This window comes from Enterococcus sp. AZ103 (assembly GCF_051714685.1).
GTDB classification, from domain to species: Bacteria; Bacillota; Bacilli; order Lactobacillales; family Enterococcaceae; genus Enterococcus_A; species Enterococcus_A alishanensis.
In genome coordinates, this window is record NZ_JBIOSI010000001.1 from 244,528 (window position 1) to 268,182 (window position 23,655).

The window sequence follows — 23,655 nt, forward strand, 5'->3', positions numbered from 1 at the left end:
AATCTTATAGAATATTTTTCCTTATGCTAATCCAACTAAAGCAACTAAGATTGAGAAAGCTATCACGCCTAATAACAATGTTGTTGTTTTAATTTTCTTTCCTAATAACCAATAGATAATTAAGAAAAAAGCAGCTGGGAAAAAGCCCAACATAATTTGATCCACATAAGTTTGCAAAGACTCTGCAATTTTGCCTCCTCCAACTTTCATCGTTAATTCAAAATTAACATTTGAAGCTGTCATAGCACCAATAACCATTAGTCCTAAAACGGACGCCGCTTCAGTAATTTTTTGGACCAGCCCACTACTACTCAAGTCGCCAAAAAACTTAGCACCGTATTTTAAACCTTGATCCATGCAGATATATCTTAAGATAAAGTGCGGTACATTAATGATCAATAAGAATGCAATTGGACCAAAAATATTACCTTCACTAGATAATGAAATCGCAATCCCCGTGGCAATTACTTTCAATGTTCCCCAGAAAAATGAATCTCCGACACCGGCAATAGGACCCATTAAACTTGATTTAACAGCACTGATTGAAGATGAATTGAAATCGTTATTCTTCGCATTCTCTTCCTCCATGGCACTTGTAATACCAAAAAGTAAGGTTGAAATATGAGGTGTAATAGACATAAACTCTAAATGACGTTGTAAAGCAAGAGACCTTTCTTCTTTTTCAGTGTAAAGTCTTCTAATTATTGGAGCCATTGCAAAAGCAAATCCCAAATTTTGCATACGTTCATAGTTCCACGATGAATCCAAAGTTAATGATCTAAAGAAAACCGACCAAAAATCTTTTCGAGTTATTTTAGAATTCGTTGTCATCAATTGCAGCCTCCTTCGTATTTACATTTTCACTTGAACTGATCGTCAACATGACTGCTACAATTCCGAATAAAGCCACACCTACTACCGTTACGCCCAAGTAGGCCGATAATAAGAATCCTACCAATAAAAATGGAATCATTTTTTTAGTCAACATCATTTTAGCTAACATTGCGAAACCTATTGCTGGGATGATCCCGGCAGCGATATCTAAACCATGAGTAACAAATTCAGGAACATATGATAAAATCATTTCAATTGCTGGCACACCCACAGCAAATCCAACAGCCACGATAACTGCTAATATTATTTTATTTAATATACCAAAAATTACTTGCGTGCGTTCTACTCCACGAATGTCACCTTCAAGTGCATACTTATCCGCTTTATGACTAGCGTAAGTTAGTAAAAACGTCATCTGTAAATTATCAATTAATAATACCAAAGTTGCGATTGGAACAGCTAACAAGACTGCACTAGCGATTGATTGACCGCTCATAATGACATATGCTGTAGCTATAATCGTCCCCGATACAAAATCTGGTGGATTACTTGCACCAACAGGAAAAGCACCCATAAATACTAATTCTAGTGTCGCCCCAAGTTTCAATCCTGATTCCACATCTCCCAATACGAGACCCACCAATGGTCCGACAACAATCGGTCTGTTCCACATTGTAGAGCCAGCGAAGCTATGCATATAAGCAAAAAAAGCAACTAAAAATATCAAGGCAATCTTTCCAATAGTTATATCCATATTTTTTCTCCTAGTTTAAATTAATTTTTTAATATCCACTGCTTGCTCATCTGGAACCATTTGAACAGTTAAAGTAATATCATTTGCTTCCATTTTTTTAATTAAAGCGATGTCATTTTCAGATAGATGAACCGATTTAGAAATTTGTTTACGATCATCTCCATCTTTCATGCCACCTAAGTTAATACTTTTTAAGGTTGGAACTTTCTGTGTCAATTCATACACATCATCTACCGATTCACATAAAATTAATAGGTTGTATTTATCCGTTACCCCTGAATTTAAAGCTGTTGCAGAGTCTTCGATATTTTTCATGACAAGTTTAACGCCATTAGGTGCAGCCATTCGCATAGCCGTCATTTTTAATGAATCTTCCACCAGTTCATCACTAGCAATTAGAATGCAATTCGCCTGTAAAAATTTTGTCCAAGTGAATCCTACTTGTCCATGAATCAATCTGTGGTCTACTCTTACTAATTTAATAGTCATTTTTCTAACTCCTCCCGATATTCATTAATCAACTTCATAAATTCTTTCACATTTTCCCGACTGACATCACCAGTATCTTTTCTAGTGTCTTTAAAGTTACTTCCCACAATAGCAGCATCACAATATTCCAATTGTTTTAGCACATTTTCAGTAGTAATCCCGGCAGCAACTACTAGTGGAAAATCACCTAAATAATCTCTAAACTCTTTAATTTTCTCAATCGAGGTTTCTTGTCCAGTCGCATTTTCAGTAACAGCAACAGCATCACAACGACCTTTTGCAATATGAATATCTTCTTCTAGAGATTTTTCTGATAAAACAGGTTGGTATTTAAATCTGACCCCACCAATTAAAGCCGCTTTAGTATTTTCTCTTTCCAATTCAAAGAAGGTTTGTAATGTCGCTTCATCTCTAGGTTTTACATGACCCACTACTGAATCAACTTGGATAATATCTAAATCATATTTATTTGCTAGGTAAAATCCCATAGAATCCACATTTAAACAGTTCACACCGATGGGGATTTCTAAATCTAGTGATACGATATATTGAATGGCTTTTTCTAATTCTCGATAATCTCCATAGTAATTTTCCATCATGATACAATCGACACCTTCATCAATATATATCCCGATCTCTTTTTTTGCTCGCGTTTGAATTTCTTCTGTACTTTCACCTTTTAAGTGAATCATCGCAATAATTGGCTTCTTTTTGCTAAAAAGTCCTAAAAAATCTTTCTGTATCATGTTTAGTTATCCTCTCTAAAACTCATTATTTTCATTGATTTCTTTGGGCAATACGATCCGTTGAATACCCATTTTTGATTCAGCGATAATCATTTCAACTTCTGAATCAGTTAAACTTTCTGAAACAGATAATAAGACCTGTAAAGCCATGCTCAAATTCACGCCAGAAAGTAACACCACATTTTCGTAGCCAGCAAGTTGTACCATTGAGTTAACAATACTTGCGCCATATAAATCACCTAAAATAATATATTGTGTCTCAGAATCTTCTTGAATATCTTCTTCAATCTGTCTAATAAAATCTTGAGGATTTTTCCCTGGAATTAAGGAATATGCTTCGATCTCCTTTGCAGAATCTCCAGCAATTAATTCTAAAGAATTTTTAATTCCCTCAGCCATTTCTCCATGGGTTGCTATATAAACTTTTTTCTTCAATTACTCTTCTCCTTAAATTAAATTAATATGATCTGATAGCCGCTTTATATATTTCAGAATTGATAAACTGTTCATTGAAGTAAATAAGCTTATCATTTGAATCCAGAACTTGCTGTTGAATGTGCAATACTGGCGTTCTGTTCTCTAGTTTCAACTTTTTTGAAATATCAATATTTGAAAAAGCAACATCGATCAAATTATCAAAGTGATTAATTTTAAAGTCGTGGTTTTTAAGAGTATCTATCAATGAATCTTGCTCGCCAAGGCTATCAATTATCTCTTTTAATGAAGCATCAAAAATATCTACTTCATAAATAACAGGTTGATTGTCAATATGTCTTAATCTAACTAGTTCAATAACCTCCGATGACGCAATACTAAGACCATAATCTTCAACGTCGTTGGTTGAAATTGTCCGTCGGCTGATGATTTCAGAAGTAGGTATATTATTCATCACTTTTCCCGATGAAGTAAAACTTCCGCCAGCGTTAAATGTCTCCTTGTATACTGGAAATTTAACAAAAACGCCTTTTCCTTGTTTTTTTTCAACAATTTCTTTGTCAGTTAGGTCTTGAATAGCTTTTCTTACAGTTACTCTACTTAAACTATAATCATTGACTAAAGTCAGCTCTGATGGGATTTTCTCTCCAAATTTGTATTCTCCAGAAAGAATTTTATTGTGAATAATATTGGACAATTGTATATATAATGGCTCCTTCTCATTTTCCAAAACATTCTCTTGCAAGATTCATCATCCTTTCAACTTGTATTAACACGTATTAACACAATTAACTTAAACCGTTTTCAAAGATTTGTCAACAACTAATTTTCAATAAAAAAAGAAAAACTTATGTATCAAGGCTGCTGAAAAGGTCTCAACAGTTATTAAACTGAAACCTGTGGGAAGAGATCTTGGTTTTACACGAAATCCTTCGTATAAACGAAAAGAGTCGATTCTCACAAAAAATATGAGAATCGACCCTTTTTTATTTAAGATACCATTTCGCTTTTTAGCTAGGTAAAAAGCGAGACTTTTTCAGCAACCTCAAAAACTGAATTTTTTTGTTTACTTCCCATAAAACCCAACTCCCTCAGATTTCCAACCTTCTTGAATCAACCAAGTGTTCTCATCGGTACTCAAAGTATAGAGATGGGAGCCAGCATCTTTCGAATTCGGATTGAATACTCGGTAAATCGGTATCTCAGTATCTTCTGCCGCGTAAAAGCTAATATCTTCTTTTTCCCAGCCAGCATTTGCGACACTATTGTATTCAGCTTTGTCTAAGGTGTAGAAATGTTCGCCGGAATTTTTATTGTACAGGCGATAAACAGGTTTGTTAGAAGTTTTCGCTCCGTACCAGCCGATACCCTCATCTTGCCAGCCTTTATTGACCAAGCCCTGTGCTTCTGATTGGGAACTAGTATATAAGTGTTCACCGTTGTTTTTGTTGTAGACACGATACAACGGTACGCGGTCTTCTTCTGGGTTTTCTAAAACTGTTAACGTTCCTGACTGGTAAGTAAGTTCGTAATTATCTGCCGCAGCTTTTTTTGTTCCTTTATTTATTTTGATGGCAGATTTGCCGACTTTTGAACTATCTCCTACATATTCTCCGGTTGGAAGTTCGCTAAAGATTGTATTTTCGTCTTCACCTTCTGCGAAATCAGTGTAATTGATAATGATTTCTGGTAATAAGTCATTTTTTTGGACTTCCACATCTTCGACAGAAATCGTTAATGGTTTTGCCGTAATCGTAAATTCACCTAACATAGTATCTGCGGCATTGTATTTATCTGAGCCAGTATTTCTTGCATAGACTTGATAAGTTCCAACATTTGAAGATTTTACTTCCACATCATTTTGTTTGAAGATTGGAGAGATTGTTCCTAGGTCTTCACCTTTACTGGAGATTGCGATTTCTGGCGCTTTCCCATCGTAAACATATGATGTCGGAATTGTTGCGCCATACATCGTTGCTTCTGGTTGCTTTTTCTCTGATTCCTTCACGATTACTTTGGCGTCTGAAAGAGTGAATGCGGCTGGCGTATTATAGTTAGAATTAGTATCGGTATTTATTTTAATTCGAATACTATAAGTGCCCGCTTCGGTCATTTCAGTTAATTCTTTATTGGACGGGTCGTCATCTTTGATATACCTGACGGAAAAATCAGTAATCACGGTAGGATTTTTTGCAGTAATTACCGCTTTTAATCCTGTACCTGTATAGGTTAGGTTTGTTTCCTTAGCATAATTAAAATGTTCTTGTGTCCACTTAGCTGGATTGATGGTGACGGTTCCCATATCCACTCCCGAACCATTTAGTAACTTAGTCGCTGGTTCTTCTGCTGTAGTGACACCTGCGGTAACATTATAGGTTCCTGCATTTAATAAACTTATTTCATTATTATTTGTTTGGTGCTGATAAGTTGGAACTATCTCTCGAGTGATTGCACTTGCTAAGTCAGTATCCTTATAAGTATCTGCCACTTCAAAACCAATACTTTGCTCTTTCCCTGTATAAGTCAAAGGCGACTTTGATAGTTCATTAAGCATCTCTTTTTTAAACTGAATCTGCGCATCACTAACTGGAATAAAGCTATCAACCGTACTACTTATTGAAGAACCGATACCAACTGCATCACCTTTGATCGTCCAATAAGGTTTTTCACTCAGAATACCTTGTCCAAATTCTTCATTTAAGTCTGTATCTGATCCCCATTCATAGGGTGAACTGTTCGATGTAGATTTAGCGATAACTGCACCGCTATCAGTGGGACCAGACCAGACTCCTGTGGAATAATAAACCAAATCCATGGCTGCATCTGCTACTCCGTAGATTAAGCCGCCGGTCATGGTTACTGTTCCTTGTCGAATGAAAACGCCGCCTCCATCACGAATTGCTGTATTGTTGCTGATGGTTCCGCCTTCTATGTTGACCGTACTGGTATTGGAAAAACTACTAAGATAAATGCCGCCTCCATTAGCAGTTGCTGTATTATTGCTGATAGTTCCGCTTTCTATAATGACCTCATTATGATTAGTGTTAGAACCACTAAAATAAATGCCACCTCCATTAGTAGATTTGTTTCCGCTGATGGTTCCGTTTCCACTTACTGTGACTGTTCCTTCTGCACCATAGATGCCGCCTCCATTACTAGTTGCTGTGTTATCACTGATAATTCCGTTTCCACTTACTATGACTGTTGTCTCAAAAAGAGCACAAATACCTCCACCATCAGCTGTTGTATTGTTACTGATGGTTCCACCACTTACTGTGACTGCCCCTCTATCAATAAAGATACCACCTCCAGAACGAGTTGCTGTATTATCGCTGATGGTTCCGCCATTTATATTGATTGTATTATTATTATCATTACGAAGGGTGCTTATTGCACCACCATCATTGGAAGAATTGCCATTCTTGATGGTTCCTGATTCTAATGTAAAGGTAGCAATGTTTAATGAAATTAATGAACTCCCTGCAGTTCCTTTATTATCTATATTTCCATCAACACTTACACCGTTTAGTGTGAGACTGCCTGAATTTGTTACATTGAACACGCTACCGAAGTAGTTAGTCACTCTTTTTAATGTGGCGTCATCTGTAGATATCAGAGTGATATCTTTTCCGCTGATATCAATTGTTTTGGCACTAATATCAATATTATTAGATAGAATAATTGTTCCAGAGCCATCAATTTCATCAATTTTTTTCTGCAATTCACCCTGTGTTGTGATGGTATCATTCTGTGGGCTTAAATTATTTCTAGTTGTTGCGCTATCCGTCGATGCCTGACTTTCTCCGCCAGTATTCCCATTAGAAATCTGGTTTTCCGCCGTAAATAACTCACTAGACATTCCAACATCCAGTTGATTTTCTGGATCAATATTTTTTGAACTACTTGGTAATGCACTATCTGTCGTCTCCGCTAAAACTTGGACTGGTCCTACTGTTAATTGACTGACTAATAATATTCCTGTAGCGACTGAGATTAATTGTTTGTTCCATTTGATTAATTTAAATTTCTGTCCTTCTTTCATTTTTTCGCTCCCCTTAGTTTTAAATTACATTCATCTAATTATAACAGAGAAATCGCTTTATCGCGGCATTTTTGTCATTTTAAAATTGAAAAATAATATATAATGAGAAATAATTATAATTAACAAATAATATTTAAAATCAAAATAAATTAATCTTTTAGCTAGTATAAATTAACAATTTCACTGCCGTTTTTCTTTGGCTTACTAATTATTAGCCACTCAAAAATAGTCTTCGCCTGCGTGCTTGCTTCAAGCACTCTCCAAGAATTCTCACCAGCACAAATAAACGCACCAGTTGTTTATACTTCTCCATTAACAAATGCCACTCTCTTTTTGTGAAGTATTCGCCAAATTGATAAATCTCAATAGCCATATCTGAAGTAGCCGGATTCTTTTGATAGATTTCTCGGACGATTTCCACTAGCGGTAATTCTAATTTCTCTGCCGCAAGGTTTCGACGGATCAATAGTGCTTGAATGATTTTCAGGCAAAGAACTAGATTCGTCGTATTTTTATAGTATTTCGTCACTTGCCGTTGGATTTTCTGGTAATCACGGTTTAATAGTTGACGGCAAGTAAAGGGATGTTTTTGCATAAAGACTCTCCTCATTTCTTCTTACTTCTAATAACGAAAGTTTTGGCGAAAAAGTCCAAATAATTTTAAAAAATATTTTTTTCACTCTCCCAGACGACACTCAACTGTTTTAAAAATCCACGACATAAGAAAAATCCTATTTTATTTTTCAGTTGAAAAACCTTGATTTAAAGCCTTAAAAAACAAATGTCGTAGATTTAAAAATCTGTTCAGTGTCATTGAATTTGATGGTTTTTTACAAAATAAAAAAATCCAGCAAGTTGCGCTGTAATTTTTGCTAGTTTTTAGTCTTTTGATGTTCATCTTATCTTTTTCATTATTTAACGGTTCTTCTGAAAAAATTTCATTTCAGTATATTGATTGGACTTTCCATATCAATTTATTTGGTCGATAATTCTTTTGCAGAATTCTTTTGCAGAAAAAAAGAAGGACACTTTACGCGTCCTCCTCACTTATTGATCTAGCGATTCATTTTAATTGTTATCTTTCTGACTTCAAATAAAAATTCACCAAATCATATTTTATGATATTAAAGAATTTTTTATGCTTTTGGTTTACGAGAATCAATTGCGTATTGACGACGTCCGCCTGGTTTTGGTACTAAATCACCTAGCATAATGCCAAAGCCACCTTCAACGCGTAATTCGTGACCATTTGTATAGTCAGAACGTTTGCTGGCTAAGAATAAAGCACTGTTTGCGATATCTTGTACATCACCGATACGACGAGAAGCGACCATCCGACGACGACCTTCTTCAACTTCAACATCTTCATAGAATTTAGTTGAAAGAGGTGTTTTAACAAAACAAGGTAAAATACAGTTACTGCGGACACCATATTGTCCCCATTCAGCTGCGATTTGTTTCGACATCATGTTTACACCAGCTTTAGATGGGCTATAAGCACCTGAATAAGTTTCTGGTGAGATTGAGGCAATAGTTGAGATATGAACCATTCTTCCGCCTTGTTGTTCGATCATGACTTGACCCACTCGTTGTGAGATTAAGAAGTAACCATTCAAGTTGACATCGATTACTTGTTTCCATTCATCAAATGGTAGGTCTTCTAATGGACTAAATTTCAAGATGGCTGCTGTATTCACTAATACATCAATCCGACCAAAGTCAGCTTTTACATCTTTAATTAATGCTTCCACTTGTTCTTCAACTGTTGAGTTACATGCATAACCTTCAGCTTTTACATTGTAAGTATTTGCCAATTCTTTTGCATATGCTGCAGTGGCTTCTTTATTTAAGTCGACTAACGCCATATTTGCGCCTTGTTCTGCGAAATCATTAGCAATTTTACGACCCATTCCACCTAATGCACCAGTAATTAAAACGACGTCGCCTGCTAAATCTAACCATGAATTTTCCATATTAATAAAAACGCTCCTTTTAAGTTTGTTATTACTATCACTATACTTTATCTATTCCCATGATACTAATTGGTATTTTCAATTAATCGATAGCTTGTGACAATAGTTTCAAAGTTGCTGGATTTGTCTGATAAATTGCCAGCTATAATCCTCATCGATTGGATATAACAACACCGGATTTAATAGTAAAACCGGATAATGCAACTGGAAAAAAACTTCTGCAAATCGATTAGCAGCAATCTCACTTAAAGCATGTATCCGCGCTTTTCGTTTGAAGGGTCCGGTTTTATAAGTCACATGCTTTTCTTTCGTGAATAACCGATCTTGTTCCTCTAGAAAATGAAAAAGTTCGTGGGCTTGTAAAATTTCAGTCAAACTGGCTTTTCCCGTTAAGAAAGCCAAATTAGTCTCTGCTTGAAGCAGTTCATTTCCCACATCAATTAAAGTTTGATTGACTCTGATGGTATCCGGCTGCTGAAACTCAGCTAAGACATGATTGAAGCTAACCTTAGTCGTATCTTCAAATGTTTCCAGCTGTAATTGATAGTCCGTCAACCATTCAGCTAATTTTTTCCCTCGTAACTTTTCAGCAATTCCTTCACCACAAGCCTCTGCCTGAGAAATTAACTCAGAGCGTTGCGCCAGCGGTATTTTGTTGTACAAATGGTCTTGTTGCAACAAATATGCTGCGAAAATATTTCGCGGTTCTTTGGCTAAAGTTAAGATAGTTGATGCAAATACTTCCATAATAGCTCCTAAATAAATCGGTTGGCAGCGATGATAATGACTTCTTCATCACCCATGATTTCACTCATTTCAATATCGATCAGCATCGTTAATTGTTGAAAATCGGTATTGGAAAAGTCTAATAAGCGTGGACCGACACAGAAGTAATAATCCGGCCGTAAAATAATATCACTTTGATAGTTGGCCATGCTGTCCCATAATTTGCTGACTTGTTCTAAATAGCTAGACATCGTCGTGTGGACCACTTGGGCGTGTTCTCTTTGTACTCGGATAAAGCCTTTTTTATCGATTACGCGAATGCCGTTTCCTTTATTATTAGAAGCGCCAAAGATAGTGAAGAAATCAGTCTTATCGATTAATTTCACTTCTTCCTTCGGCAAACGGAAATCTTGTACTGCTAAATCAAAAGCTTCTTCTTCATTTGGTGCGCCGTCTAGCTCAGCTGCTTGAGCGGCAGTCGCGCCACTAGCCCGAGCGGTAATTTTTTGTGTTTGCGGATCGATTTCGATATGGACTTCGATACTGGCTTCAGTCGCGCCACTTTCAATCGCTTTATTAGTTACTTCTTGTTTAATCGACTGGATATCTGCTTTAGTTGGACTAGGAACAATTCTTTCCACCACATCTTGCACCGCTGCCAAAGCCACCCCAATCGAGGATATTACTTCCGCATTTTCCGGAATTTTATAGCTTAGATCCATTTTTTGCGCTGCATACTTGATTAATGATGCGACACCGCCGCCAACTCCAACTAGGGTCATTTGATTTTTTTCAAGATGGTATTTTTTTGCTAGGTTTTCAATTTCAGGAACAATCTTTTCTACTGCTTTACCTAAGATCTGTTGCGCCACTTCTTCAACTGTTAAGTTTAAATATTCCGCTAAAGGCAACATCGCTTTTCTAGCCGAGTTTGGATAACCAAAAGAGAAATCTTCTTCAGTAACATAGCCTAGAACATTAGCGGCACAGGAATTGGTAATAGTTACTCGTTTGCCTGAGGCTAATTTGATTGCTACATAGTCAGCAGGATCGCCTTCTTTTGGTGCAAACAATTCTAATTCAGGATCAACAATTTCTTCCTCAGGAGTGTAAACAGCGTATTCTAACCCTGCAATGTGGGCACTTCGAGGTCCTACGTCTTTAACACCTGAATGACTGACCCGAATCATTGATCCGCCAGCGACTCCTAATACCCGGACATCTAAAGAATTAACATAGGTTTTGTGACCAGAAATTTCTGAATAATCGATTACTGGACGACCGTTTTTGATGACACCCAAGTTAGTCGATGTTCCACCAACTTCAAAGTAAATCCCATTCGAGGTACGCAAATACATCAAGGCACCCATCACGCTTGCAGCAGGTCCTGATAACATAGTTAAAACAGGGCGTTTTTTCATTTCCACCACGTCCATTAAACCGCCATCGCCTCGCATAATCATCAAAGGCACATCAACGCCAGATGAACGCACACTAGATTCAGTAGAATTAGCAGTCTCTAGCATTTTAGGCAAAATTGACGCATTGATTGTTGCTGTCCGGGTGCGGCGTGACAAGCCATAAAGCTTGGTCATTTCAGATGCCAGCGTAACTTGAACACCCTTTTCTTTAGCAATCTTAGCAATATGCTCTTCACAGCTTAAATCATCTACCCCAAAAGCAGAACTAGCAACGATTACTTCGACGCCTTCTGCCACCAATTCATCGATCATTTTGCCAATCGCTTCATCAGTTAATTGTTTCGCAGGTAAATAACGGGATAAGATATGAATACTTCTTCCCGTTCCTAAATCTATATCTTTTAAATTGGTTTGGAATTTGGCTAATAAGCCTTCCACCCCATTTTTCGCAGTCGAAATAATCCCAATTTTTGCCACATCACCTTCTAAAAGAGCATTAGTCGCTTGCGTCGTACTGTGGGCAACAAAAACTACTTCTTCAGGCTCAATCTTGTATTCAGCCAAAACTTTTAAAAAAGAATTGACGACCCCTTCAGCCACACCTTGCTCATGATCATGAGTGGTTTTCACTGAAGATTTCCCAATAATTTCTTGGCTATCATTATCAATTGCGACGGCTTTTGTATGGGTGCCTCCCACATCAATTCCAATTCGTACACGCCGACTCATAAAGCTTCTCCTCTTTCATACTAAAGTAATAATTTTTTCCAAAAATTAGTTCTATTTTCAAACCGTATACCATTCAACTAGTTTGACACTTGGTTAAGTTGAACTGGCATTCTCTTTCATATTAAGGTATTAATTTTTCCAAGCAACTTAAAGTGGATTATTCATCAGAAAGTTACAGATTTCTAAAATTAAGGCAATGACTGTTCCGGGAATCAGTGCAACTTTCATATAAGAAACTGTATTGATCCGATTAAAGCCTAAGCCCCAAGCATTCCAAGAAATCGTAATATCAAAATGGGCCATCCCGATTAAGACTGCAGCAAACAACGGATATAAAAATGTGGTCGGATAGCCAGTGGTATTGATTACCACCGCTAATAAAGCTGCACCGGAACCGATTAACGACAGCGGTCCTTTAAACCAGGTTAATGGTGCCAAAATCCCGAAGATAATACATAAAATCAATGGAGATGTTGGAATAATACCGCCAATAATTGTTTGGAAATATGGCGCTGCAAAAGCCGCCGACTGATTAAACATCGCTAAAGTAATCCAAAAAGCTACTAATGAAGACATGTCTTTCACACCTTCAGTAAATAAATAGGATATCGTCCGACAAGCTTCTCTAAAGCCATTATTCAATCGTCCACAGATAGCTAAGCCATAAATACTAGCTAGCACAAAACACAAGATGACTGGTAGTTGAAAAGCCACCACACCAACCACCGGAATGAATGGTGTAATCAAAGAAATACTTGGTGCATCTTTGACTTCAGCACTTTTGGTAGCTGCCCAAGAATAGGTCAAGTTCCCCATCTTTAAATAAATCATTGAAGCAATCGACACAATTGCTAACATAATCACAAAAGCCAGCAAACCAAAAGGCAAATAATCATTATATGTATACTCAGGGCCGCCAACTGCATTACCAAAAAATGCTTGGTACTGACCAAAATTAATTGGATTTAAAAATATCCCAGCCGCAACTGAACCTGAAAATGAGAAGAAGGCAATTACTTTTGGCACACCAATTGAAAATAAGATTGGTAAGATAATCATTGCGATGGCAATTACTGAACCACCACCGGTCATCGAAGTAAAGATCAATCCGGTAATCAAATTAATCACTAACAAAATAATCGCTAAATTATCGCCACCTAGTTCGACACTTTTTCGAATAATCGTTGCAGCAATACCTGTTTCTAATAAAATCCGTCCAAAAAAAGCCCCTAGAAATATATTCATTAAACTAGGTCCGTAGCGTTCTGGTCCGGTTTGATAGACAGAAATTAGCATTTCATTGACACTCATCCCGGCAAAAGCAGCATTTGGATTTAGTAAATTACCAATAATCGGCAGCACTGTCCAAATCGTTGCCATAATAATGAAGCCAACCATTAAGTTGTAGCCTTTTATACAATAGATAACCATTCCCACAAAGGAAAGAATTAAAATGATCCCAATAATAATATCCATGGGTACCCCCTCTAAATTACCTCGTTATGAACAAACTTTTCTCATCATAACTATTAAATCATAGAAAAACAAGGAGGGAACGATTATTAAACCGTTTTCCCTCCATGATTCTTAATTAATCATGTATCTTATCAAAAGCACTGTAACCAAAAATTCGTTTGTGTTGCACTACTAAGTAACCCATCATCAAAATGGCTAGAATTGCAAATACCAATAATAGTGCCATCATAATGTAGACTGCTTGGGTTTCACCAACTGAGCTAGTCATTGAAGCAACAATGAATGGTAAGAAAGTACTAGCTAATCCCATCCAAGTATAGTAAATCCCAGTATTTCGACCTTTTGGACCTGGAATAAACATTTGACGTAAGCTCAAACCAGCTTGTAAGGCACCACCAGCAGCAAAGAATCCTAAGCAAGCAATACTTACATAAACGATGGCTGGTGAACGGAAAACCAATACGATTGCCAAGGCAACAGCTGTGAAGATTGAATCGATTAATAATACTTTCAACGGATTCCATCTTAATTTACCCATCACTACTGCCCAGAAGATTACTGCAATAATTGAACCTAAAGTGTAAATTGAAGTTAAACCAGCGGCTTGTGTTTCTGATAAGCCGGCATTGTTTAAACCGAAAGCTTTTGTATATTGTTGTGCGCCATACATGATGAACATACAAACGAAACCGTAAAACATAGTAATGAAGTTTACTAAAAAGTTCGGTTTTACTAACATTTTTGCTTTTGCTTCGGCGATTTCTTTATTAATCACGTCTTTACTAGCGTTACTATTTTTATCTTTTTTGCTTTCTTTCATCTGATCGTCATACACGAATGGTGAAACGATCGCCATAATTAAACAAACCACCGACATTACTAACGGCAAGATAATGCTTAATTGTGGTTGACCACTAGCGGCAAAATTAACTACCAATAATGGATAAACGACACCTGAAATAGATACGAATAATTTAATTCCTAAAAGTGCTGAAGCTGAATATTTCGGTGCGCTTTCTTGAACTGCTGGATATAATGATGCATCCCAGAAACCTGATGTAGCAACCCCTGCGATAAAGGCACAAATACTGGCAATCACCATGCTGTTGGTAATTAGCAAGCCACTAAAGCATAGTACATATAAAATTGCGCCGCCGATCGCCATTTTTTTACGACCAACTTTATCAGAAATTTCTCCACCAATCCAAACAGAGATGAATTTACCAAAACCAGTTGCTGTAATAGCTAATGAAACTGCTGCAGCTCCGGCTGTTGCATCTACATAACCCCATTTTTCAGAAAAGTAGGGAATATTTTGACTTAAAATTAATGCTTGCATCCCATGTGTAAAATAGCACAAATACACTGTGATTAAAGAGGCAATATATTTTTTCGCTTTCATGTTGTTACTCCTTTTTAAAAGTAGCAGAGATGGCCATCTTTCATGCCATCTCGGCAATAATCAGATTATTTTGGTCGTACAGGTAATTCTTCCCCAGTAAAGATCTTAAAGGCAGCTTTTCCTTGTTCTAGTAACATGCCCGCACCAGTCACAGTTTTTAAGCCAGCTGCTTCTGCATCTTGGATTAATTGTGTTTTTGGCGGATTGTAGATGGCATCTGCCACTGTTAAGTTTTCATGGAAGACACTTGTGTCAGCAATCGGTGTTTTCGTGTTGCCTTCACCCATCCCAACAGTTGTGCCATTGACTAAAATGTCAGCAGCGGCAATTTTTGATTTCAACAAATCAGCATCTAATAAGTCATAGATGGCGATATCTAAATCAGGATATTGTGCTTTAACTTTTTCAACTGTTTCTTCACCTTTTGCAAAGAAATCATCTTTAATGTTAAAGATTGAAACTGAAGCGGCACCTTCAATTGCTACTTGTACTTGAATCGCTGTAGCCGCGCCACCAGTACCGATGATGACAAGATGTTTGCCTTCAACTTCTACGCCATTGTTTTTTAAGTTATTCACAAAACCCATACCATCTGTGATATGACCGATTAATTTACCATCTTTATTTTGGAAAGTATTAATGGCACCAACCATTTGTGCTGCTGGAGATAATTCATCCATGTATTTAGACATTTCAACTTTACAAGGCATAGTCACATTTCCGCCTGGCATGTCAAAAGTTTTAATAGCATCAATTGCGTTTGGTACGTGCTCTACATCCACATCATAGGCCAAGTAGACAGCATCGATTTTTAATTGTTCAAAGGCATAATTGTACATTGCAGGTGAGCCAGAATGACCGACTGGGCTGCCAACTAAACCATACATTTTTGTTTTTCCTGAAATACTTTCTAGCATCTTATTTACTTCCTTTTTCAACGAATTTTTATCTGCGAGACTTATTATACTATAATCTCACCTTCATGAGTTTATCAGATTACAAATTAGCCTAATAATTCAGGCCAAGCTTGTTTAATCACATCAATACTTGTTTCGTAATTCATATTTGCAGATTTTTGATAACCTAAAGCTAGGATTGGATCAGAAATTACTTCAGTACCAACAACCCGAGGTTTGATTCCGTGTTCCTTGATGGCTTTTAAGAAACCAACTGTATCGCCCCAACCAGTACCTGGGCAAAGACGATCATGCATACTTTCATCCCGTAAGATTGTATCTGGGTAGCGACGTTCTAATACGTCACAGATTTGAATAGAAACAACTTTTTCAGCTGGTACATCTTTCAAATCTTCTTTCATAGTATCAGCTCTTGCCCAATGCCAAGTATCTAAAATCAACATTCCGTTATCACAATCAGCTTTTTTCACAATGTTCCAAGCACTTTTCAAATCTGGTACACCAGAATATGGCATGAATTCTAAACCAATCACTAATTCTTTTGCCCGTTCACATAATTCTTGGAATGCTTTCACGTGGACTTCTTCAGGATGATGTTCCATTAAACCACAGTTGATATGACCAACTCCGAATAAACGAGCCATATGATAAACTGTTTGTTCTTTAAATTGTTGTAACAACGTTTCTGGTGTTTCAACTGTTTTATTTGGGTCGCACCATAAAGTAATATATTCTACTTCTGTTACTTTCATATCGTTTTCAGCTAAGATTTCTAACATTCTATCATCAGAATAACCTTGTTTCACTGCCAACATATAAGTTTCGGCACGTAAACCAATACCGTCAAAACCAGCTGCTTTAGCTGTTTTTACCCGTTCTTCAAAATCGATATCCACGCCTAATGTGTAAGAGCTGATAGTTAATGGTACTTTTGTCATGTTGATTTCCTCCTAAATTTTACGACTATCTGTCAATTTTTAATAAAGTTACTTGATTCACAAAAGAAAGTAAAAAAATCAGCGGGAGTGGAAATATTTTTCAAAAAAATTTTTTCCCTCATGCTTTAAATAATTGTAACTTTTTTCACAATCATTTCTTGGTTTCATTTTAACCGCTGAGGTTTTAAATTTCTAATTGGTTTTACCCAAAAAATCTATAGGTAAAAGATATAGATTTTTGTTATAATGATAAAAATGACTATTAGGAGCTTCATAATGAATTTACAACATTTAAAATACTTTGACGTTTTAGCAAACGAACAACATTATACCCGCTCTAGTAAAATCTTAAATGTTACCCAACCCAGCTTGAGTAATGCCATCTCTTCACTAGAAAGTGAGTTAGGTATTACGTTATTTGAAAAAAAAGGGCGCAACGTTGTTTTAACAAAACCAGGCATGATTTTTCATGATTATGTCAAAAAAACTTTGCAGACCTTAGATACTGGGATTGAAACAGTGGAAAAAATCAGTCGTGGTAGCGGCTTTATTAGTTTTGCCTTTTTACCAGTATTGGGGACAACTTATGTACCTAATTTAACCAGACTTTTTTTAGCAGCCAATCAAAATCAGCAAATTCAATTTGATTTTCATACATCAGACGGTGTTTCTAAGCGGATCGTGGAAGGCGTCCGTAATATGAAATATGATATCGGCATCTGTTCGTATATCCCAAATGAGCCATCGATTGAATTTCTACCAGTTGCTAGCCAAGAATTGGTCGTGATTGCCCCACTAGATCATCCGTTGGCTAAATTTGATGAGATTTATTTAGAGCAGACGCAGCCTTTTGGACAAATTGTCTTTAGTAAAAATAGCGGTTTGCGGGATATTGTTGATGAATTATTTCAAAAAAATAATAGCACTTACAAAATCGGCTATGAGGTCACTGTTGATCAAGTGATTGCCGGCTTAGTCAGCCAAGGATTTGGCATTGCAGTAGTACCAAATATGTATATTCTGAAGCATTTACCATTGAAGACCATCCATTTAAAAAATATTACCCGCTCTCGCAGTTTTTACTTAGTGACTAACAAAGAAGCTTATTTAACCCCTGCCGTCATAAATTTTAAAGAGTTTGTCTTGGCACATTCCTCACCTGATGAAATTGTCTATTAACAAAAAACCTCTTAGGACACAAAAAGCGTCCTAAGAGGTTTTTTTTGATCTAAATTAGATTTTTTTCTGTTGGATCAATCGCTGGTTGAAAGATTTTGATTTCTTCGATGATAGCTAACAATTCTTTGTGAGCCGTCATATAATCATCAATTTTATCTCCATAAGTTTCGTTGAAGCCTTCGATGTCACCTTTAACAAAGGCGTACTCGTAATTGTAAACTTCATTATATGCTGTTGCGAAACGCTTCAATAAATCCATTTTTTCAGCTAATTGTAGAGCCATTTGAATCGTGCGAAAATCACTATAACCTAGTTCAAACTGAACTGCCCAAATTCGAATAAAAGGATGTCCTGCTTTAATATGCAAAAAGTGATGTTCTGTATTCCAAGCTAAATTTTCTAACGAACCGCGTACATCTAACATAAAATCATCTTCTTTACTTTTTTTGTCACTTTACAGCTAATTTATTAAAATGCAAAGTGATAAGACTCAACTTATTCTGTTTCCATAATTTGAACAACCGTTTCATAAGGATAATACTTGCTTGCAAAATCTTTTTTGAAATTACCGGTTATATGATGGAAAATATCATAAGGAGATTCGTTTTCAGGATTTTCAATCACTGGCTTTAGCTTTGTTAATAATTCTTTTTTCTCTGCCAACTGTTGAATAGCAGAAATCTCCATCAGACTGGCAACATATTCTACTAAATAGTTTTCGTAATAAATTTTTTCCAAGCTAATTCCTTTGGCATGGTTGCTACTAATCGATTCAGTTAACAAGTCTACTAACCTGTCTTCATTTTCTGATTGTCCTATGACTTGATCTAGTTGCGCAATCAGATTTTCTTCGCTTAAAGCAGTGTAATCATTTTTTGCGACACCTTTAGCAAAGGTGTCCACAAAAAACAAAGAGCGGTCCATCATTTGTAATAATTTTTTGGCCATAAAAGTGATGGCTTCACTATCAACATCATTCAAGACGATTTCTTGTGCTTCTTTCGCAATTTTTTCAGCAACCGGTAAAATTCTTTGGGGTGTTTCTAAAGCGTTAGTTAAAAAAGTATTGGCTAAATTACTTAAGATCATTTCAAATTTTTCTTGTGTATCCATCGGGACACCTCCTATTACTTATTATAAATAAGTAAATGATTTAGTCAAAAAAAGCTCCTCCCCAGATATTGAGGAGGAGCTTTTTATTAATGTCCTTTTTGATAAGATAAATAGTAAGCTAGTGAGACAAAACAAACGCCACCAACCACATTACCTAAATAAACCGGGATGATATTGTAGAAGAAAGCACCAATCCCGATATGTCCTTCAATAATGGCATTCGACAAGACAAACATATTCGCAACACTATGCTGAAAACCTAATAAAACAAAGACCATGATCGGAAACCAAATTCCCAATATTTTTGATGTACCATCTTTTCCAGCATAAGACAGCCAAACACCTAGACCGACAAACCAGTTACAGCCAATCCCTGATATAAAAGCTTGTAAAGGCGTCGCCGCAACTTTTGCATCTGCGACAGAAGTTAATTCATGGAGAAAATCACCACTGCTCGTTAAGCCTACGATATGTCCAAAGAAATAAGCTACAAATATGGCCCCTAAAAAATTCGCAAAAGTAATAATTGCCCAATTATTCAAAACATCCACTGCTTTGATTTTTTTATTGATCCATGCGCTTGAGACAGCCACCATGTTCCCGGTAACTAATTCGCCACCGGCTAATAAAATGACGATTAAACCAATAGGGAAAACCGACGCACCTAATAAGTTTCCTAGAAAGATCAGTGTTTCAGGTGTTTGAGCGACAATTTTCATATAAGCCACGTAGCTCAACGAAATCATTGCCCCACCGATAAAGCCTAGAATCATTTTCGCAAGCAAATTTTTCTGTGTTTTTTCCAAACCTTTAGTCGCACAAATGTCCGCTGTTTCTTGCGGTGAATACATTTTTCCACATCCTCTATGATCATTTTTTCACATTTCAAGTTATTTTACACAATTTTCCCTAAGATAAAAAGGTGTTTTCGTGAAAAAATTCGCTAAAAAATAATAATCCGCTTAAATTTTAGAGTTATTTGATTGGGATAGCTATTTTGTTGTCTTAAATTCTAATAAAAAAGCACTAGAGGATTTATTTTGATCCTCTAGTGTTTCTGAATTTTAATATGATTGGTAATAAAATAAGAGTTGTTGCCGAGACAAAGAATGAGACTTTGTATAGTAAAGTCGCTTGATAAATCACTGTGACAAACTTATCTTTAGGAAACTTAGTTAGTCTTATTTTGCCATTTTTAGCTACTTTAAAGGACAAGTCTTTTCCATCAGAATCTTTTACCGTCACGCCTTTGTAGCCAGCTAGTGGCAGCTCTACAGCGCTATTTGCGACAATCTTTTCAGTATTTACTTTGGCCCGATTGCCTGTCATGGTGTAGTCGATGGTCGTTTTCTCTTGATTGATTTTCCCTTGTTTATTCAAATATTCATATGGATCAGCAATTTTTGGCAAATAATCAAACATACTGAGACTGACTTCATTATAATAGCCATCTTTTTGCAAATCAGTCGCTGTCGTGTATTTTTCCATAATCTTTTGACTGGTTAAATATTGAGAAACCAGCAGCGGCGTAGCTAAATATAATAGCAAACTAACTGTAATTAACAAGCCACTGTGTTTACTAAAGGCCGTCAACACTTCGGCAAAAAAGAGACTGCCACAGACTGCTCCTAGTAAAGTCGCCAATAAATTTAAACGAAATGGAAACTGGATAATCTGAATGAAGCTATCTTCCAAGTAATCCCACGGAAATACATTGGTCGTCATAAAAATCAACAAGCCAGTCATAATCAGTAGCAAAAAACCAAACTTATTGCGGAAAAGATTTTTCTTACCTGGTAAAAAGAAAAGCAACAAACTACCTAAGTAAGGAATCAATATAAAAATACCGACTGTATAATAACTGTATTTTTCCGGTGACACGAAAGAAAAGAGATACGCCAAGGAACCAGTCATCTGGGCGCCTTCAACTAAACTGGCTTGATAAGCACCGGTAATATCCAGATGCTGCATCTGTTCAAGCATCGGAACCAAACAAAAAGCACTGAGTAAAGCCGCCATCGCGCCACTGAAAATTAATTGTTTCCAGACAGTCACTGACCATTTTGGCATGAGTAATAATAAACAAATCACTAAAAATAAAACTACTAGCAATGAACTAACAAAGTGAGTATAAATTAAGCCTGCCATTCCAAAAATCAGCCAGCTTTTCTTCTTACCTTGATCAAAAAAGAGACTGAAAAATCCTGCCATAATTAATGGTAAGAAGACAAAAGCCGTGCCTTCACCAAGAGCCGTCCGCATAAAAATATTCACCAGGCGATACTGAGAAAAACTATAGACAACCGCAAAAATAAATGGCGCTATTTTCATCCCTTTATCTGACAATGGTAAAAGCTGTAGTTTTAAGAAATAGCGCATCCCATAATAAGCACTGAGTAAAGTCAGAAAAGTTAAGAGCAATACATATAAATAATAGCCTTTAAAAATATTTCCCACCGCCATGGTTAAAAGCGCCAATGGCAATACCGTCGTTTCATATGGATAAAATAAATTTACCCCATAGGCATATTGAAAAGGTGAAAAATTCCCTACTCCAGTCGGATAACCCATTTCCTTTAATTGATCAGTCATACTAAATGTACGCATGAAATGAAAGGCGAGGTCGTCTCCTTGCAACAATTGAAAATGTGGCGAAGTTAATCTTAACATCGGTAATGTATAAATAAAGCTGATAACTAGAAATAATCCTAGTAAGCTGATGGTTTTTTTGAACGTCATTTTATTTCCCCTAAAAATTTTTTCTTTCACCATTATACTAGAACAAATAAAAAAGAGTCAGCTTCTGCCAACTCTTTTAAAAATTTATTTACCAGCACGCTTTACATAAGTGCCTTCTTGAGTATTGATTTCTAATAATTCTTCTGCTTCTACAAAGTCTGGTACGTTAACTACTAAACCAGTTTCCATTGTTGCTGGTTTACCAGAACCAGTCACTGTTGCCCCTTTAATTGAAGGTTGAGTCTCAGTCACTCGTAGAACAACTGTTGTTGGTAATGTAACTCCGATAACTTCGTCGCCGAAGAATTGGATTTTTACTTCCATATTTTCTAGTAAATATTTCATTTCTTGTTCGATCGTATCTAATGGTAATTCATATTGTTCATAAGTTTCTAAATCCATGAAGACAGCCACATCATCTTGGCTATATAAATATTGAACACTTTTTGTTTCAATGATGGCTTGTTCAAATTTTTCTTCAGGGCGGAAAGTTGTGTCATAAGTTGAACCAGAGCGAACATCTCTCAGTTTCATCCGCATTACAGTATTTCCTTTACCTGGTTTGTGGTGGCTTGCTTCTAATACACGGATTAATTTGCCATCTTGGACAAAAGTCATACCGGCTTTTAAATCACTTGCTGAAATCATATATCTCTCTCCTTTAAGATTAGTCGACTCCTCATTTTAACAAATCCCATAGGCAGTGACTAGCTAAACTTACTAGAATCAAATAAACCTAAAATAAATCTCGCATTTGATTTGGATTTCCTCTAAAATAATAAGCAAAGGGGTGAGTTTTATGTTAGACACAATTGAGCTGGTCACAGACAAATGGTGGACTTTTACCAACCTAGAAGATCCAAAACACAAAACGGCTGAATTCACCAAACAATACGGCCTTGAAGGCGTCATCAATGAATTTATCAGTGATTTATACGGTATTATGAAACACACGATGGATCCACTAGAGGCTGAAATGATTTTTTCCGAAGTCAAATTTTGGGATGATTTTAAAAAGAGCAATCGTTTCTTTGAATTTGAAAATGAAGACAACGAGCATGAAATGTTGTTAGAGTTACTGCAACAAATTGCTCATCATTTAGATTTTGTACAAACAACCCTACGTTTAGCCAAATAAAAAAGCTTCGAAAAAATGACAGTCATTTTTTCGAAGCTTTATTTTTAAATACGTTTTAGACGTTCTTTGTAAGAATTCCAGCGCGCACTTAATGGTGCAGCCGCTTCTTTGATGGCACAATATTTATCTACCAAAGTAACGATGTAGCTCTCTTTATACTTAGGTGGTGTGATCGTTGCACCCCACATATGCTTAATAATAATGTCACGTTCAAGTGTTGATAATTCAGTAATTTTTTCGGCATTTTTCACGGCGATTCTTGGATGCATGTACGCATGAGAACCTTCGTCAAATTTCGTTGTATGCCAATCATAATAAAATAAATCATGTAATAAGCCAGCGCGAGCTGTTGCTTTTGCATCTCCGTTAAAACGTTTGGCTAATTTATAACTATTGTATGAAACGCTAATTGAATGTTCCAGACGAGTGGAATTCATATGTTGCGTATAGTTTGCTAATTTTTGTACTTCTTCAGTTGCTAATAAATCTTCTATGTAAGAAAGATATTCTGCATCCTCACGCCAATTTTCCATCATTGATTAAAAGCTCCTTTTCTGCTGCTACAAAAAAGTATAACACGGCTTTGGTAAGAGTAGGGCGCTGA

Annotated in this window: 23 protein-coding genes; 2 read left to right on the forward strand and 21 right to left on the reverse strand. The window is 36.4% G+C overall.

The window, feature by feature from the left end:
* Positions 1-21 precede the first annotated feature (21 nt).
* The 15 genes from ID741_RS01200 to ID741_RS01270 form a co-directional block, all read right to left on the reverse strand.
* The gene (locus tag ID741_RS01200; RefSeq protein ID WP_438718804.1) at positions 22-831 is read right to left on the reverse strand and encodes a PTS system mannose/fructose/sorbose family transporter subunit IID; all 810 of its coding nucleotides are present in this window, start codon (positions 829-831) and stop codon (positions 22-24) included.
* Positions 815-1,588 (reverse strand): PTS mannose/fructose/sorbose/N-acetylgalactosamine transporter subunit IIC, encoded by a 774-nt coding sequence (locus tag ID741_RS01205; protein ID WP_438718805.1) that lies wholly within the window; start codon positions 1,586-1,588, stop codon positions 815-817. Before ID741_RS01205 ends, ID741_RS01200 begins: the two co-directional genes overlap by 17 nt.
* Before the next feature lie 15 nt (positions 1,589-1,603).
* A complete protein-coding gene (locus ID741_RS01210; RefSeq protein WP_438718806.1) occupies positions 1,604-2,077 on the reverse strand; it encodes a PTS system mannose/fructose/N-acetylgalactosamine-transporter subunit IIB in 474 nt (157 codons plus the stop codon).
* Complete coding sequence (locus ID741_RS01215; RefSeq protein ID WP_438718807.1) at positions 2,074-2,823, reverse strand: BtpA/SgcQ family protein; 750 nt, start codon at positions 2,821-2,823, stop codon at positions 2,074-2,076. Before ID741_RS01215 ends, ID741_RS01210 begins: the two co-directional genes overlap by 4 nt.
* Before the next feature lie 15 nt (positions 2,824-2,838).
* Positions 2,839-3,258 (reverse strand): PTS sugar transporter subunit IIA, encoded by a 420-nt coding sequence (locus tag ID741_RS01220; protein ID WP_438718808.1) that lies wholly within the window; start codon positions 3,256-3,258, stop codon positions 2,839-2,841.
* A gap of 22 nt (positions 3,259-3,280) precedes the next feature.
* Positions 3,281-4,003 carry a GntR family transcriptional regulator gene (locus tag ID741_RS01225; RefSeq protein WP_438718810.1) on the reverse strand — a complete coding sequence of 241 codons (723 nt, stop codon included), beginning with the start codon at positions 4,001-4,003 and terminating at the stop codon, positions 3,281-3,283.
* A 321-nt stretch (positions 4,004-4,324) separates the two neighbouring features.
* On the reverse strand, positions 4,325-7,300 hold the full coding sequence (locus ID741_RS01230; RefSeq protein ID WP_438718811.1) for a hypothetical protein: 2,976 nt from the start codon (positions 7,298-7,300) through the stop codon (positions 4,325-4,327).
* A gap of 211 nt (positions 7,301-7,511) precedes the next feature.
* Entirely contained in the window at positions 7,512-7,895 is a 384-nt protein-coding gene (locus ID741_RS01235; RefSeq protein WP_438718812.1) for a hypothetical protein, read from the reverse strand.
* Positions 7,896-8,436: 541 nt separating this feature from the next.
* Positions 8,437-9,273, reverse strand: a complete 837-nt coding sequence (locus tag ID741_RS01240) for an SDR family NAD(P)-dependent oxidoreductase (RefSeq protein ID WP_438718813.1) — start codon at positions 9,271-9,273, stop codon at positions 8,437-8,439.
* 108 nt (positions 9,274-9,381) lie between these two features.
* Positions 9,382-10,020, reverse strand: coding sequence for a hypothetical protein (locus ID741_RS01245; RefSeq protein WP_438718814.1), 639 nt, complete (start codon positions 10,018-10,020; stop codon positions 9,382-9,384).
* An 8-nt stretch (positions 10,021-10,028) separates the two neighbouring features.
* A complete protein-coding gene (locus tag ID741_RS01250) occupies positions 10,029-12,149 on the reverse strand; it encodes a hydantoinase/oxoprolinase family protein (protein WP_438718815.1) in 2,121 nt (706 codons plus the stop codon).
* A gap of 147 nt (positions 12,150-12,296) precedes the next feature.
* Positions 12,297-13,625 (reverse strand): citrate transporter, encoded by a 1,329-nt coding sequence (locus ID741_RS01255; protein ID WP_218324285.1) that lies wholly within the window; start codon positions 13,623-13,625, stop codon positions 12,297-12,299.
* 115 nt (positions 13,626-13,740) lie between these two features.
* Entirely contained in the window at positions 13,741-15,027 is a 1,287-nt protein-coding gene (locus ID741_RS01260; RefSeq protein WP_438718816.1) for an MFS transporter, read from the reverse strand.
* Positions 15,028-15,092: 65 nt separating this feature from the next.
* Entirely contained in the window at positions 15,093-15,944 is an 852-nt protein-coding gene (locus ID741_RS01265; RefSeq protein WP_218324283.1) for a shikimate dehydrogenase, read from the reverse strand.
* 86 nt (positions 15,945-16,030) lie between these two features.
* On the reverse strand, positions 16,031-16,882 hold the full coding sequence (locus ID741_RS01270) for a sugar phosphate isomerase/epimerase family protein (RefSeq protein WP_438718817.1): 852 nt from the start codon (positions 16,880-16,882) through the stop codon (positions 16,031-16,033).
* A 276-nt stretch (positions 16,883-17,158) separates the two neighbouring features.
* Here ID741_RS01270 and ID741_RS01275 point away from each other — a divergent pair, with 276 nt between their 5' ends.
* Positions 17,159-18,061 (forward strand): LysR family transcriptional regulator, encoded by a 903-nt coding sequence (locus ID741_RS01275; RefSeq protein ID WP_438718818.1) that lies wholly within the window; start codon positions 17,159-17,161, stop codon positions 18,059-18,061.
* Between the two features lie 49 nt (positions 18,062-18,110).
* Here the strand turns inward: ID741_RS01275 and ID741_RS01280 are convergent, their stop codons facing one another.
* The 5 genes from ID741_RS01280 to efp all read right to left on the reverse strand — a co-directional run bounded on the left by ID741_RS01280 (position 18,111) and on the right by efp (position 22,561).
* Positions 18,111-18,485, reverse strand: coding sequence for a hypothetical protein (locus ID741_RS01280; protein ID WP_438718819.1), 375 nt, complete (start codon positions 18,483-18,485; stop codon positions 18,111-18,113).
* A gap of 71 nt (positions 18,486-18,556) precedes the next feature.
* Complete coding sequence (locus ID741_RS01285; RefSeq protein ID WP_438718820.1) at positions 18,557-19,174, reverse strand: hypothetical protein; 618 nt, start codon at positions 19,172-19,174, stop codon at positions 18,557-18,559.
* An 86-nt stretch (positions 19,175-19,260) separates the two neighbouring features.
* Positions 19,261-20,025, reverse strand: a complete 765-nt coding sequence (locus ID741_RS01290; protein WP_438718821.1) for a formate/nitrite transporter family protein — start codon at positions 20,023-20,025, stop codon at positions 19,261-19,263.
* 184 nt (positions 20,026-20,209) lie between these two features.
* Positions 20,210-21,913 (reverse strand): hypothetical protein, encoded by a 1,704-nt coding sequence (locus tag ID741_RS01295; RefSeq protein ID WP_438718822.1) that lies wholly within the window; start codon positions 21,911-21,913, stop codon positions 20,210-20,212.
* 84 nt (positions 21,914-21,997) lie between these two features.
* Positions 21,998-22,561, reverse strand: a complete 564-nt coding sequence (gene efp / locus ID741_RS01300) for an elongation factor P (protein WP_218324276.1) — start codon at positions 22,559-22,561, stop codon at positions 21,998-22,000.
* A 151-nt stretch (positions 22,562-22,712) separates the two neighbouring features.
* On the opposite strand from efp, the gene ID741_RS01305 reads away from it, so the two are divergent.
* Positions 22,713-23,051, forward strand: coding sequence for a hypothetical protein (locus tag ID741_RS01305; RefSeq protein WP_218324275.1), 339 nt, complete (start codon positions 22,713-22,715; stop codon positions 23,049-23,051).
* A 44-nt stretch (positions 23,052-23,095) separates the two neighbouring features.
* Here the strand turns inward: ID741_RS01305 and ID741_RS01310 are convergent, their stop codons facing one another.
* Positions 23,096-23,587, reverse strand: a complete 492-nt coding sequence (locus ID741_RS01310; RefSeq protein WP_438718823.1) for an HD domain-containing protein — start codon at positions 23,585-23,587, stop codon at positions 23,096-23,098.
* Between the last annotated feature and the right edge of the window lie 68 nt (positions 23,588-23,655).

Coding starts and splice junctions, on each gene's coding strand:
- ID741_RS01205 (WP_438718805.1), bottom strand. CDS start 1,588: ATGGATATAACTATTGGAAAGATTGCCTTGATATTTTTAGTTGCTTTT.
- ID741_RS01290 (WP_438718821.1), bottom strand. CDS start 20,025: ATGTATTCACCGCAAGAAACAGCGGACATTTGTGCGACTAAAGGTTTG.
- ID741_RS01210 (WP_438718806.1), bottom strand. CDS start 2,077: ATGACTATTAAATTAGTAAGAGTAGACCACAGATTGATTCATGGACAA.
- ID741_RS01295 (WP_438718822.1), bottom strand. CDS start 21,913: ATGACGTTCAAAAAAACCATCAGCTTACTAGGATTATTTCTAGTTATC.
- ID741_RS01280 (WP_438718819.1), bottom strand. CDS start 18,485: ATGTTAGATGTACGCGGTTCGTTAGAAAATTTAGCTTGGAATACAGAA.
- efp (WP_218324276.1), bottom strand. CDS start 22,561: ATGATTTCAGCAAGTGATTTAAAAGCCGGTATGACTTTTGTCCAAGAT.
- ID741_RS01270 (WP_438718817.1), bottom strand. CDS start 16,882: ATGACAAAAGTACCATTAACTATCAGCTCTTACACATTAGGCGTGGAT.
- ID741_RS01250 (WP_438718815.1), bottom strand. CDS start 12,149: ATGAGTCGGCGTGTACGAATTGGAATTGATGTGGGAGGCACCCATACA.
- ID741_RS01245 (WP_438718814.1), bottom strand. CDS start 10,020: ATGGAAGTATTTGCATCAACTATCTTAACTTTAGCCAAAGAACCGCGA.
- ID741_RS01230 (WP_438718811.1), bottom strand. CDS start 7,300: ATGAAAGAAGGACAGAAATTTAAATTAATCAAATGGAACAAACAATTA.
- ID741_RS01310 (WP_438718823.1), bottom strand. CDS start 23,587: ATGATGGAAAATTGGCGTGAGGATGCAGAATATCTTTCTTACATAGAA.
- ID741_RS01240 (WP_438718813.1), bottom strand. CDS start 9,273: ATGGAAAATTCATGGTTAGATTTAGCAGGCGACGTCGTTTTAATTACT.
- ID741_RS01305 (WP_218324275.1), top strand. CDS start 22,713: ATGTTAGACACAATTGAGCTGGTCACAGACAAATGGTGGACTTTTACC.
- ID741_RS01215 (WP_438718807.1), bottom strand. CDS start 2,823: ATGATACAGAAAGATTTTTTAGGACTTTTTAGCAAAAAGAAGCCAATT.
- ID741_RS01235 (WP_438718812.1), bottom strand. CDS start 7,895: ATGCAAAAACATCCCTTTACTTGCCGTCAACTATTAAACCGTGATTAC.
- ID741_RS01260 (WP_438718816.1), bottom strand. CDS start 15,027: ATGAAAGCGAAAAAATATATTGCCTCTTTAATCACAGTGTATTTGTGC.
- ID741_RS01275 (WP_438718818.1), top strand. CDS start 17,159: ATGAATTTACAACATTTAAAATACTTTGACGTTTTAGCAAACGAACAA.
- ID741_RS01255 (WP_218324285.1), bottom strand. CDS start 13,625: ATGGATATTATTATTGGGATCATTTTAATTCTTTCCTTTGTGGGAATG.
- ID741_RS01200 (WP_438718804.1), bottom strand. CDS start 831: ATGACAACGAATTCTAAAATAACTCGAAAAGATTTTTGGTCGGTTTTC.
- ID741_RS01285 (WP_438718820.1), bottom strand. CDS start 19,174: ATGGATACACAAGAAAAATTTGAAATGATCTTAAGTAATTTAGCCAAT.
- ID741_RS01265 (WP_218324283.1), bottom strand. CDS start 15,944: ATGCTAGAAAGTATTTCAGGAAAAACAAAAATGTATGGTTTAGTTGGC.